The organism is Albidovulum denitrificans (assembly GCF_002973535.1).
Classification (GTDB): Bacteria; Pseudomonadota; Alphaproteobacteria; order Rhodobacterales; family Rhodobacteraceae; genus Albidovulum; species Albidovulum denitrificans.
This window is the reverse complement of record NZ_PVEP01000002.1, coordinates 190,305-202,097: the sequence shown is the minus strand read 5'-3', so window position 1 is coordinate 202,097 and position 11,793 is coordinate 190,305. Positions and strand designations below refer to the sequence as shown.

The window sequence follows — 11,793 nt, the reverse complement described above, 5'->3', positions numbered from 1 at the left end:
GGGCAATCGCCCTTGTCAGAGGTCGGCGAAATCCCGCCGCCCGGCCCTGTCGCGTCAGTAGATATAGCGGATCTGGTCGCCCCAGAACCGTTCCAGCCGCTTCAGCGCCGCATTGGTTTCCGCCCCGGCATCGCGCCCGATGACGCCGCGATCGTCCAGCGTGGCGGTGTGGCGGGCGAAAAGCTCCTCCACCACGCGGCGCACGGCCAGCCCCTTGTCGGTCAGGCGCACCCGCACCGACCGCCGGTCGATCGCGCTGCGTTCGTGGTGCATGTAGCCCAGGTCCACCAGCTTCTTGAGGTTGTAGCTGACGTTCGACCCCTGATAGTAGCCGCGCGATTTCAGCTCCCCCGCCGTGACCTCATTCTCACCGATATTGAACAGCAAGAGCGCCTGGACAGAGTTGACCTCCATCTCTCCCAGACGCTCGAATTCATCCTTGATCACGTCGAGAAGCAGGCGGTGGAGCCGTTCGACCAGGCCCAGCGTTTCCAGATAGGACCTGTGCAGGTCACGGTCCGGGGTCCCGGCCATCGTGGCATGAAAAGACATCTCGCGCTCCCGCTCATTCCGATTTCGGGCAGAATGGCGGCGAAAGCCGAAGGTTTGGTTAAAAAGCCCGCAAGGGTGCGCGCGTTAAAGCGTACCGCGCGCATTCGCAGTCACGCGGTACGCTTTAACCCTTTGATGCGGCGTGTTCGGTAAGCACGAAAACCGGTTTCCGCTTTTGTGCAACACGCGCTACGAAAGCCGCGCCCGCGCAAAGGCCGAAATGTCGGAAATCAGCGCCCGGAACCGCTCCGGCGCGGGGGCCGCGCCGGTGATCCAGGGGTAAAGGTCCTGATCGTTCTCCGCCAGAAGCGCGTCGTAAAGATCAAGTGCCGCGGCATCGAAAGCGCCCAGACGGGCGTCGGAGAAGGGGCCGAGGATCAGGTCCATCTCCTTCGTGCCACGACGCCAGCTGCGCATCCCCATGCGCTTGAGCCGCTGGTCGGGCGCCTCGCTCACGCGGCCTCACGCGCCATGGACAGGCGCAGCCGCGCCTCGACCCGGCCCATTTGTTCGGCAAGCGCGCCCATGGTGGCGCGCATCTCGCGCAGTTCGACCATCAGCCCCTCGGCCTCGGCGCTGCGCGCATCCTCGCCCATCGGCGGCGCAACCCCGGCGCCCTCGCCGGTCAGAAGCCACATGAGAGAGACATTGAGCATCCCGGCCAGCATCTGAAGCCGGTTCGCGCGCGGCTCTTTCTGGTCCTCTTCCCACTGTTGCAGGGTCTTCAGCCGGACGCCGATCCGCCCGGCGAGGTCTTTTTGCGTCATGCCGAGCGCCTCGCGCGCACCGGCGAGGCGGTCGCCGAAGGTCGCGTTGCCTTCGCTGTACCAGTTTTCGTAGTCGACGGCAGCGGCGGCGCCGGTTTCAATCGTCATCGTGAGGGTGTCCTTTCCGAAGTCGCTTGAACGGGTTTCGGCGGCAAACTAAGACATGACCCCGGCAATTACAAACCGGAGTTCCGACCAATGCCGTTCATTTCCGACACGCTCGCCCGCGTGAAACCGTCGCCGACCATTGCGGTAACCAACAAGGCACGCGAGTTGAAGGCGTCAGGCAAGGACGTCATCGGCCTGGGGGCCGGCGAACCCGACTTTGATACCCCCGACAATATCAAGGCGGCCGCGAAGCGCGCCATTGACGAGGGCAAGACCAAGTATACCGCAGTTGATGGCATACCGGAACTGAAGGAGGCGATTTGTCGCAAGTTTGCGCGGGAAAACGCCCTGACCTACCAGCCGAACCAGATCACGGTCGGCACCGGCGGCAAGCAGACGCTTTATAACGCGCTGATGGCGACGCTGAACCCCGGCGATGAGGTCATCATCCCCGCGCCCTACTGGGTCAGCTATCCCGACATGGTGCTGCTGGCGGGCGGGACGCCCGTCGCCGTGGAATGCGGGATCGACACGAATTTCAAGCTGACGCCCGCGCAGCTTGAGGCGGCGATCACGCCGAAGACCAAGTGGTTCATCTTCAACTCCCCTTCGAACCCCACGGGTGCGGGCTATTCGCGTAGCGAACTCAAGGCGTTGACGGATGTTCTTATGAAACACCCGCAGGTCTGGGTGATGTCGGACGACATGTACGAACACCTCGTCTTCGACGATTTCGAATTCGTCTCTCCGGCGCAGGTCGAACCGGGGCTTTACGACCGGACGCTGACCTGCAACGGCGTGTCGAAGGCCTATGCGATGACCGGCTGGCGGATCGGCTATGCGGCGGGTCCGGTGGAACTGATCAAGGCGATGGGGACGATCCAGTCGCAATCGACCTCCAACCCCTGCTCCATCGCGCAATATGCCGCGGTCGAGGCGCTGAACGGGCCGCAGGATTTCCTGGCCGAGAACAAGAAGACCTTTCAGCGCCGCCGCGATCTGGTCGTGTCGATGCTGAATCAGGCCAAGGGGCTGACCTGCCCGCGCCCCGAAGGCGCCTTCTATGTTTATCCCGACATTTCCGGCTGCATCGGCAAGACCTCGGCCGGTGGGGCGACGATCGACAGCGACGAAGCCTTCGCCACCGCCCTTCTTGAGGAAACCGGGGTCGCCGTCGTCTTCGGCGCGGCCTTTGGCCTAAGCCCGAATTTCCGCGTCAGCTACGCCACCTCGGACGAAGCGCTGGAAGAGGCCTGTTCGCGCATCCAGCGTTTCTGCGCCGGGCTGAAGTGATCGGTCGGGCTGGCCGGAGCAATCTGGCCAGCCCGGCGCGGAACTGATACCGTCCTGCGAAAGACTGTGATGGGGCCGCCATGCCATTGAGACTGCCGGACTATTACTTTCGTATTCGTGAGAACGGGGCGGCCGTTTTCCGCGTCGATACCGAGAACCGCCAGCAGCGGATCGAGATGGAGCCGATCGCCATCGTCAATGTCCGCAATGGCGAGGTCAGGCCGCAGGGCGAGCGGCAGTTGACCGAGGCCGATCAGGCCGCGATCCGGGACTGGCTGGCCGAACGTCAGGCGCTTCTGGCCGCGCGTGAGGTCGATGACATCCTGCGCACCGTCGATCACCTGAACCTGACCGCGCAATGGGCGCAGTCGCGGGCAACGGACGACCAACTGTCGGCGGTGACGAACGCCCTGCTTCTGGCGATGCACGACCTGCGCCGCACCCTTGTGCGCAAGCAGGCCGACCGGCTGGAAAAGGGCGGGACCGCGAAGGACTGACCCCCGCGCCATTCCGCCACAGCGCGCCCCGCTTGCCGGACTCTGCCGCCGCCTTTACATTCGCGTTACCGAATATAACAGGAGCGCGCCATGCCCCATATCGCCATCATCGGATCGGGCTTTGCCGCGCTGACCGCCGTGCGTGAACTGCGCAAGCGCCATGTCGCGGCGTATATCACCGTCATCTCACCGCGCGACGCGCTGCATTACATCCCCTCCTCGATCTGGATACCGGCCGGGCTGCGCAAGGGGGAGGCGCTGAAACTTCCGCTCGGGCGTTTCTTCGCCCGCCATCAGGTCCGTTACCTTGCCGCCAGCGTCACCGGCCTGAACGCCGAACGGCGAGAGATCACCACCGACACGGGCGAGGTCATCAGCGCCGAACATATCCTGATCGCCGCCGGGGGCCGTTTCCTGCGCAAGCTGCCGGGGATCGAGAATGCCATCATCCCCTGCGAAGGCATCGCCTCGGCCGAGGCGATGGCGGCGCGGCTGGCGGAGCTTGACGGCGGGACCATCGCCATCGGCATGGCCACCAACCCGAAGGAACCCGGCGCGATCCGGGGCGGGCCGATGTTCGAATATGCCTTCATCCTCGACACGCTCCTGCGCAAGCAAGGCCGCCGCGACCGGTTCCGCATCACCTTCTTCTCGCCTTCGCCACGGCCCGGCCAAAGGCTGGGCGAAAAGGCGGTGGACGGTATCCTGGCCGAGATGACGCGGCGCGGTTTCGACACCCATCTGGGCCACAAGATGGTGCGGATCGACCCCGACCGCGTCGTGACCGAAGGGGGGGAGATCCCCGCCGACCTGATCCTGTTCCAACCGGGCATGACCGGCCTGCCCTGGTTTGGCGACACCGACCTGCCGCTGTCGCCCGGCGGCATGATCCGCGCCGACGCACTTTGCCGGGTGGAGGGCTGCGAGGGGGTCTGGGTCGCGGGGGACAGTGGCTCCTATCCCGGTCCCGAATGGCTGCCGAAACAGGCCCATCAGGCCGATCTTCAGGCCAAGGCCGCCGCCGCGAATATCGCCGACGCGCTGGCGGGCAAGGCGCCCTCTACCCCGTTCACGGCAGAGCTTATCTGCATCATGGACAGTCTCGACAAGGGGATGCTGGTCTTCCGGCGCGGCAGGATCAACCTCATCCTGCCCGCGCTAAAGCCGCTTCACTGGCTCAAGCGCGCCTTCGAACACCACTATCTGCGCGCCTATCGCTGACCCAGGGTCCGCGCCAGAAGCGCAGCATCAGCAGGACGGCGGCGACGGCCAGCCCGACGACAAGGCCGAACCACAGCCCCTCACCGCCATAACCCAGCGGGAAGGCCAGCACATAGCTGACCGGAATGCCGATCAGCCAGTAGCTGACCGAGGCGATGATCATCGGCACCCGCGTGTCCTGCACACCGCGCAGGAAGCCCAGCGCCATGACCTGCGCCGCATCGGCCAGCTGAAACAGCGCCGCCATCGCCAGAAGGGCGCTGCCATAGGCGACGATCGCCTCCGCCCCCGGATTGGTCATGTCGAGGAAAAGCCGGACCAGAGGCGCGGGGATCGTCAGGAAGACCGTGATGATGATGGCGGACAGCACGCCCGACAGGGCAATCGCCACCAGCGCGCCCGCGCGCAGCCCCGCCCGGTCGCCCATGCCCTGAAACCGCCCGGTGCGCACCGTCGCGGCATTGGACAGGCCAAGGTGGCACATGAAGGTGATCGCCGCGAGTTCCAGCGCGATCCCGTGGGCGGCAAGTTCCGTCGTGCCGATCCAGCCCATCATCAGGGCCGCCGCCTCGAAGAGGCCGCTTTCGAAAAGCCCGGTCAGCCCGATGGGCCAGCCCAGCCGGTAGACCTGCCGGAAGGCGGGCCAGTCCGGCCGCCAGAAGCGCTGAAACAGGTTGAAACGGCGGAAATCCCGGTGCAGCCCGGCATAGCCCGCCATCACCGCCAGCGTCAGGACCTGCGTCGCGACGCTGGCCACCGCCGCGCCGCGCACGCCCAGTTCCGGCGCCCCCCAGTTGCCGAAGATCAGCATCCAGTTCAGCGCCACGTTCAGCGCCACCCCCGCCAGCGTCGCCCAAAGCACGACCCCGGCCCGTTCCAGCGCCGACAGGAAGCTTTTCAACGCCATGATAAGAAGCGCGGGCGCCATGCCCAGCCCGGCGATGCGCAGGTATTCCTGCGCCAACGCCGCAACCTCGGGCTTTTGATGCAGCGCGATCAGGATCGGACCGGACCACCACATCACCGGATAGATCGCCGCCCCGAACAGCAGCGACAGCCACAACCCCATCCGCGTGTCGCGCCGCACCTGAACCTCATCCCCCCGGCCCAGCGCCGAGGCGACCATCGGCATCACTGCCTGGGCAAAGCCCGCGCCAAGGATGAAGAGGATGAAGAAGGACGACGCGCCCAGCACCACGGCGGCCAGTTCCACGACCCCGTACCAGCCCAGCATCACCGTATCGGTCACATGCAGCGCCATCTGCGCAAGGTTGGAGCCCACAAGCGGCAGGGCGAGCGCCAGAAGCGCCCGCGCATGGGCGGGATAGCCCATGACGGCGGGCCTTGGCCCTGCCGCCGGGGGGATGCCGGTCGCGCTATTCATCCCCGGCCTCTATCACCGGCGTCAGGTCCCGTCCATCTTCGCCCGCCCCGACGGCAGAGGCCCACCCAGCCGCGCCGTCACCGTGGCCGCGTCGCCGCCCGGAACCCGCGCGAAGCCCGCCCGCTCGGCGATCCGCCGCATCGCGACATTGCCATGCAGACAGACGATGCTGACATCCGCGACACCCCGCGCCCGGCACTCTGCCACCGCACGGGCGAAAAGCGCCGAGCCAAGCCCCGCGCGCCGCCGGTCTTCATCGACCGAAACCGCGATCTCTGCCCCCCTCGCGGGATCGCGGTGCAGGTGAACCTCGGCCACGCCGCAAATGCGGCCATCCTCTTCGGCCGTGACGACGAACAGGGGCGCGGCCTCGCGGATATAGGCGTCGATCATGCCATCCGGCGCGGGCGCGAAGAAGCGGTTCAGCCGCGACAGCGGGTCAAGGCCGCGAAGATGGCGCGCCAGCGCCGCGCGAAGCGTCGCGGTCAGGCCGGTCCTCAATCGGGCTTGCAGACCCATGGCAACTCTCATGCTGCAAATGCATTGCGGCATCGCAGCATGAGTGTAGGTGATTCCCGTGACGCCCCATCGAAAACCCTGCGTCACAGGCGCCTTTACGCCGACAAATCCCCCGGATCGCCCAAGAAAAAGGCGCCCCGAAAGGCGCCTTTTGCGGTCTTTTCAGGCATGGGGCCTTATGCTTTCGCGGCACCGTTGGCAGGCTTCGCGGTCCGCGTCCGCTTTGCCGGGGCCTTTTCCGCCGCCTCCTGCTTGTCCGACCGGCGCAGGTCCGGGTGCATCGACGCACCAAGGATATGATCCGATCCATGGACCACATGGTTCGCGCCGCCCACGATCAGCGGATCGGGGGCCTGCGCGATGGCCGGGTCCTTGCCGGGGTAATCCAGCGAGGACAGGAAGTGGCGCATGCAGTTCAGCCGCGCGCGCTTCTTGTCGTTCGACTTCACGACCACCCAGGGCGCATCGGCGGTGTCGGTGTAAAAGAACATCGCCTCCTTCGCCTCGGTATAATCGTCCCATTTATCAAGCGAGGCCTTGTCGATCGGCGACAGTTTCCACCGCTTCAGGGGGTCGGTCTCACGCGCGGCGAAGCGCTTGCGCTGCTCCTCTTGGGTGACAGAGAACCAGTATTTGTAAAGCCGGATGCCCGAGCGGGCCAGCATCCGCTCAATCTCGGGCGTCTGGCGCATGAATTCGAGGTATTCCGTCGGCGAGCAAAAGCCCATGACCCGCTCGACCCCGCCCCGGTTGTACCAGGAGCGGTCGTAGAACACCATTTCACCGGCCGTCGGCAGATGTTCGATATAGCGCTGGAAGAACCACTGGCCCTTCTCCTGCTCGGTCGGCTTGTTCAGCGCGACGACGCGGGCGAAACGCGGGTTCAGATGCTCCATATACCGCTTGATCGTCCCGCCCTTCCCGGCCGCGTCGCGACCTTCGAAAAGGATGACGAACTTCTGCCCGGTCTCCTGCGCCCAAAGCTGGACCTTCAGAAGCTCAGCCTGAAGCTGGGCCTTTTCGGCCTCATAATCATCCCGGCCCAGTTTGCGCTTGTAGGGGTATTTGCCGCTTTCGAACGCCTGGCGGATCTGGTCGGCATTGATGACCGGAAAGGCCTTTGGCCCTTTCGGCGCGGCCCCGTTCGCCCCGTCCGCGGGCGCGTCGGCTTTCGTTTCGGCAGTCTTCACCTTTGACTGGTCGGCGTCGTTCGCAGGGGTGACCTCGTCCTTCACAAGGCTTTCCTGCACGTCCTGAATTGCTTCAGACATGGCGTCTCCTTCACTGTTCAACCGCCCTATCCTATCAGTTGCGGCGCAACGCCACCTTGACCCGTGTCAAACCACACCTGCAGACTCCACGAAGGACAGAAGGTCAGGGAAACCTTACCCTTGCGTAAAGAGGCTTTGCCCGCGCCGCATTCTCCCCTACCCTCGCGCCATTCTTCGGAGAGTGTTTCATGCCTGCCCTGATTGGATATGCGCTTTGTTTCGTCGCCACCCTCGTCGTGATCGCGGGGGATTATTACATCAAGCTTGCCGTGGACCGTGGCCACAGCCTGCAATCGCCGGTCTTCCTCTTGGGATGCAGCCTTTATGCGCTGTCGGCCATCGGCTGGTTCCTTGCCATGCGCCACATCTCGCTGGCCCAAACCGGTGTCGCCTTTTCGATCTTCTCGCTGCTGGCGCTTTGCGCGATGGGCGTGGTGTTTTTCGAGGAGAGGCTTGAGACGCGGGAAATCCTCGGCATCTGCCTTGCCGTCTGCTCCATGCTCTTGATGGCGCGGGTGGCGTGACGCGCCTCAACCCGGCTTGCGCGCGATGAAATCGACCAGGGCCGAGCGGCCGGAATGGCCCCGCCCCTCATCCACCTCGGCGTCGAAATCGGCCAGCCGCAGCACCTCCCACCCCGCGAAGGCATCGCTGAGCAGGTCCTCGGTATACATGTTCTCGCGCTGCGGCGGGCCGCCGGTGCCGTAATCGACCTGACGCGGCGCATAGCCGTGGAGGAGGAGAAGGCCACCGGGCCTGACCGCGCCCCGGATGCGTTCGAACAACCGCGCCCGATCATCGGGACCGACGAACTGGATGAAGATACCGGCCACCACGTCGAACTGCCGCGTCCAGTCCCAGCCGTTCAGGTCCGCCAGATGGACATCGACCGCCACCCCCCGCGCCGCCGCCAGCCTGCGCGCCTTGGCGACCGCATTCTCCGCCGGGTCAAAGGCCGTCACCGTCAGCCCCTGCCCCGCCAGCCAGACCGAATTCCGTCCCTCGCCATCGGCGATGCAAAGCGCCGTCCCGCCGGTCAGCCAGGGCTCCGCGCGGCGCAGGAAATCCGCCGGTTCGGTGCCGAACAGGTAATCTTCCCCCGCATAGCGATCGTTCCACATGCTGTCTCTCCCTAGTAGCGCCCTTGCGGACCGCCCCCATATTTCGCCCCGTGCGGGCGCAATCAAGACCGGCGCCGCTTGCCCCCGGACGCCCCGCATGGTCTAATCCGCGTTCAGGCAAGAAAAGACGAGCATCCCCCATGGCCGATGACATGTTCACCCACGGCGACGACTACAATGCCAGTTCGATCGAGGTCCTTGAAGGGCTTGAACCCGTGCGCAAGCGGCCGGGCATGTATATCGGCGGCACCGACGACCGCGCGCTGCATCATATGGTGGCCGAGATCCTCGACAACTCCATGGACGAGGCCGTCGCGGGCCATGCCAACCGGATCGAGGTGGAGCTTCACGCCGACTACGCCATCACCGTGCGCGACAACGGCCGCGGCATCCCCATCGACCCGCACCCGAAATTTCCCGGCAAATCGGCGCTTGAGGTCATCCTTTGCACCCTGCACGCCGGGGGCAAGTTCTCAAACAAGGCCTATTCGACCTCGGGCGGTCTGAACGGCGTCGGCTCTTCCGTCGTCAACGCGCTGTCGGATTCGATGGTGGTTGAGGTCGCGCGCAACAAGGAGCTTTATGAGCAGCGCTTTTCCCGTGGCACCCCCCTTGGCCCGGTGAAAAAGATCGGCGCCGCCCCGAACCGGCGCGGGACCGCCGTCACCTTCCACCCGGATGCCGAAATCTTCGGCTCGCTCCAGTTCAAGCCCTCGCGCCTGTTCAAGATGGTGCGGTCGAAGGCCTATCTGTTCTCCGGCGTGGAAATCCGCTGGAAATCCGCCGTTGAGGATGGCGACACGCCGCTTGAGGCGACGTTCCACTACCCCAACGGCCTGGCCGATTTCCTTGCGCTGTCGATGGAGGGCGCGACGACCTATGCCGACCGCCCCTTCGCGGGCAAGGTCAACTTCCAGGACAAGTTCGGCGTTCCCGGATCGGTCGAATGGGCGATCAACTGGACGCCCGCGCGCGACGGCTTCATCCATTCCTACTGCAACACCGTGCCGACGCCCGAAGGCGGCACGCATGAGGCGGGCTTCTGGGCCGCGATGCTGAAAGGCGTGCGGGCTTACGGCGAGTTGGTGAACAACAAGAAGGCCGGGCAGATCACGCGCGAGGATATGCTGACCGGCGGCTGCGCGCTGATCTCCATCTTCATCCGTGAGCCGTCCTTCGTCGGCCAGACCAAGGACCGGCTGTCGACCGAGGAAGCGGCGAAATGGGTCGAAAGCGCCGTGCGCGACCATTTCGACAACTGGCTGGCCTCTGACACGAAATCCGCCGGTGCCATCCTCGACTTCCTCGTCCTCAGGGCCGAGGAACGCCTGCGGCGGCGGGCAGAGAAGGAGACACAGAGGAAGACCGCGACCAAGAAGCTGCGCCTGCCCGGCAAGCTTGTCGATTGTTCGGCCACCAACCGCGAGGGGACGGAACTGTTCATCGTCGAGGGCGACAGCGCCGGCGGGTCGGCCAAGATGGCGCGCGACCGCACCAATCAGGCGCTGCTGCCCTTGCGCGGGAAAATCCTCAACGTCCTCGGCGCGGCCTCGGCCAAGATGGGCCAGAACCAGGAGATCAACGATCTTTGTCAGGCGCTTGGCGTTGGCATGGCGTCGAAATTCCGCCTCGACGACCTGCGCTATGACAAGATCATCATCATGACCGACGCCGACGTGGACGGCGCCCATATCGCCTCGCTTCTGATGACCTTCTTCTTCACCCAGATGCGGCCGATGATCGACAAGGGCCACCTCTACCTCGCCTGCCCGCCGCTCTACCGCCTGACGCAGGGTGCCAAGCGCATCTATGTGGCGGACGATGCCGAGAAGGAGGAGTGGCTGGAAAAGGGCCTTGGCGGCAAGGGCAAGATCGACGTCCAGCGCTTCAAGGGTCTGGGCGAAATGGACGCCAAGGACCTGAAGGACACCACCATGAACCCCGCGACCCGGAAACTGATCCGGGTTTCGATTGATGAGGATGAGCCGGGCGAGACCGGCGATCTGGTCGAGCGGCTGATGGGCAAGAAGCCGGAATTGCGGTTTCAATATATCTCGGAGAATGCGAGGTTCGTGGAGGAGCTGGATGTTTGAGGAGTTTGATCGCCAGCTCAAATTGCAAGCCATCAAACGGAGCCTAAAAAAGGTTGCTCCGCCACAATTTCCCTACGCCGATTCCAATGACTACTATGTATCCCATCTGAATAACAAAGCCGACGCCCGGATATTTCTCATTGACACGATCACCAAAGACTCATTGTTAGGTCGATTGTGGAATGGAGAATGTTTTGATATAAATGCGGATATTCCCTTAAAGAGCCTACAACTTTGGGAACTAGAGATAACTAGATTCTACGGCTACAGCCAAACCAAGTGCCAAGGCGTTTGGGATTTTTGGTTAACCGAGCTAACTTTTGCGCCGCAAAGGTCATGGATAAAGGGAAGGCTGACTCAATCCTATTATAACGCTAGAACTCGGTTCCGACATGAACGCGTTGATGTTCTTCGCAAACTAGTGCAGTTACACCTCCAACACGCCCAAACGCAAAACGCCTTGTTAACGACACCGGAGCCAAAGTCTATTATCCAACTTCTTTCTGATTTCTATGGGAACAGAATTTACGCCCATCCTCAGTTGGATGAGGTAAGCGCTCGCTTCAGGTTGGTTATTGAGTCCCTTGCTGCATCTGGAGATTTAAAGAAGGCCAATCTTCATGAGTTTCAGCTAGAGCCACAGGCTCTAGAAACCATATCGTCCTACGAACAAGATGAAAGAAGGCATCGGGACAGTGTTCGACAGAATAAGCGTCTATTCTGGATAACAGTTATCATTGCTATTGCCACTGCTCTGCAAGCATACTCGGCCTTTTTTTCCGAAAGTTAGAAACCTAGAGTGAGTATGCTCGCCCGATTTGTGCCGCGACAAATCGGGCCGCGCCTGCCACCCTGCCCGCCTGACACGGGCGGGCGTTCGGCCGGGAAGAGGCAACCGGACCTTTCCTATCCGGCCCTCCGTGGCACGACGCGGCCATCACCCTGACAAAAACCGCCCCAACCGAAA

13 protein-coding genes are annotated in these 11,793 nt (G+C 63.7%); 6 read left to right on the top strand and 7 right to left on the bottom strand.

Annotated elements, in window-relative coordinates; translation table 11 throughout:
• Positions 1–54: 54 nt before the first annotated feature.
• From LX70_RS06730 to LX70_RS06720, 3 genes are all read right to left on the bottom strand, one after another.
• Positions 55–552 (bottom strand): MarR family winged helix-turn-helix transcriptional regulator, encoded by a 498-nt coding sequence (locus LX70_RS06730; RefSeq protein WP_105513793.1) that lies wholly within the window; start codon positions 550–552, stop codon positions 55–57.
• A 189-nt stretch (positions 553–741) separates the two neighbouring features.
• Complete coding sequence (locus tag LX70_RS06725) at positions 742–1,008, bottom strand: FAD assembly factor SdhE (protein WP_105513792.1); 267 nt, start codon at positions 1,006–1,008, stop codon at positions 742–744.
• The gene (locus LX70_RS06720; protein ID WP_105513791.1) at positions 1,005–1,427 is read right to left on the bottom strand and encodes a helix-turn-helix domain-containing protein; all 423 of its coding nucleotides are present in this window, start codon (positions 1,425–1,427) and stop codon (positions 1,005–1,007) included. The genes LX70_RS06725 and LX70_RS06720 overlap by 4 nt, the downstream gene beginning before the upstream one ends.
• Positions 1,428–1,517: 90 nt before the next feature.
• Between LX70_RS06720 and LX70_RS06715 the strand changes: the two genes are divergently transcribed.
• From LX70_RS06715 to LX70_RS06705, 3 genes are all read left to right on the top strand, one after another.
• Positions 1,518–2,720 (top strand): pyridoxal phosphate-dependent aminotransferase, encoded by a 1,203-nt coding sequence (locus LX70_RS06715; RefSeq protein WP_105513790.1) that lies wholly within the window; start codon positions 1,518–1,520, stop codon positions 2,718–2,720.
• Positions 2,721–2,800: 80 nt separating this feature from the next.
• Positions 2,801–3,217: a hypothetical protein gene (locus LX70_RS06710; protein ID WP_105513789.1), complete on the top strand. Its 417-nt coding sequence runs from the start codon at positions 2,801–2,803 to the stop codon at positions 3,215–3,217.
• Positions 3,218–3,307: 90 nt separating this feature from the next.
• Positions 3,308–4,438 carry an NAD(P)/FAD-dependent oxidoreductase gene (locus LX70_RS06705; protein ID WP_105513788.1) on the top strand — a complete coding sequence of 377 codons (1,131 nt, stop codon included), beginning with the start codon at positions 3,308–3,310 and terminating at the stop codon, positions 4,436–4,438.
• Here the strand turns inward: LX70_RS06705 and LX70_RS06700 are convergent.
• From LX70_RS06700 to ppk2, 3 genes are all read right to left on the bottom strand, one after another.
• Positions 4,395–5,822 carry an MATE family efflux transporter gene (locus LX70_RS06700; protein ID WP_425430577.1) on the bottom strand — a complete coding sequence of 476 codons (1,428 nt, stop codon included), beginning with the start codon at positions 5,820–5,822 and terminating at the stop codon, positions 4,395–4,397. The two genes, LX70_RS06705 and LX70_RS06700, sit on opposite strands and share 44 nt — an antisense overlap.
• A 21-nt stretch (positions 5,823–5,843) precedes the next feature.
• Positions 5,844–6,341 (bottom strand): GNAT family N-acetyltransferase, encoded by a 498-nt coding sequence (locus LX70_RS06695; protein WP_170076137.1) that lies wholly within the window; start codon positions 6,339–6,341, stop codon positions 5,844–5,846.
• Between the two features lie 176 nt (positions 6,342–6,517).
• Complete coding sequence (gene ppk2, locus LX70_RS06690; RefSeq protein WP_425430580.1) at positions 6,518–7,591, bottom strand: polyphosphate kinase 2; 1,074 nt, start codon at positions 7,589–7,591, stop codon at positions 6,518–6,520.
• A 209-nt stretch (positions 7,592–7,800) separates the two neighbouring features.
• Between ppk2 and LX70_RS06685 the strand changes: the two genes are divergently transcribed.
• Positions 7,801–8,136, top strand: coding sequence for a hypothetical protein (locus tag LX70_RS06685; protein ID WP_105513784.1), 336 nt, complete (start codon positions 7,801–7,803; stop codon positions 8,134–8,136).
• Between the two features lie 6 nt (positions 8,137–8,142).
• Here LX70_RS06685 and LX70_RS06680 read toward each other — a convergent pair whose 3' ends face one another.
• On the bottom strand, positions 8,143–8,733 hold the full coding sequence (locus tag LX70_RS06680) for an SAM-dependent methyltransferase (RefSeq protein ID WP_105513783.1): 591 nt from the start codon (positions 8,731–8,733) through the stop codon (positions 8,143–8,145).
• Positions 8,734–8,873: 140 nt separating this feature from the next.
• Here LX70_RS06680 and parE point away from each other — a divergent pair, with 140 nt between their 5' ends.
• Entirely contained in the window at positions 8,874–10,826 is a 1,953-nt protein-coding gene (gene parE / locus LX70_RS06675; RefSeq protein ID WP_105513782.1) for a DNA topoisomerase IV subunit B, read from the top strand.
• Complete coding sequence (locus LX70_RS20380; protein WP_146111559.1) at positions 10,819–11,616, top strand: hypothetical protein; 798 nt, start codon at positions 10,819–10,821, stop codon at positions 11,614–11,616. Before parE ends, LX70_RS20380 begins: the two co-directional genes overlap by 8 nt.
• Positions 11,617–11,793: the final 177 nt, after the last annotated feature.